Below are 272 nucleotides of genomic sequence, written 5' to 3' on the forward strand. Positions count from 1 at the left end.
ACTTAGATGTTTCAGTTCCCTGCGTGTGTCTTCCATACGCTATGAATTCACGTATGGATACTATGCGATTAAACATAGTGGGTTTCCCCATTCGGAAATCCCCGGATCAAAGCTTACTTACAGCTCCCCGAGGCATATCGGTGTTAGTGCCGTCCTTCATCGACTCCTAGTGCCAAGGCATCCACCGTGCGCCCTTAATAACTTAACCTATTCGGCTTTCAATACACATCGCAATCTTGTCAGCTTCTTGCTTATTTACCACTTATCTAGTA

At 45.2% G+C, this 272-nt stretch carries 1 rRNA gene; it reads right to left on the reverse strand.

Features of this window, described 5'->3' with window-relative positions:
* A 23S ribosomal RNA gene (locus TY13_RS19605) occupies positions 1-208 on the reverse strand; the annotation flags it as partial.
* Between the last annotated feature and the right edge of the window lie 64 nt (positions 209-272).

The sequence above is a fragment of the Bacillus ndiopicus genome (assembly GCF_000612805.1).
GTDB classification, from domain to species: domain Bacteria; phylum Bacillota; class Bacilli; order Bacillales_A; family Planococcaceae; genus Metasolibacillus; species Metasolibacillus ndiopicus.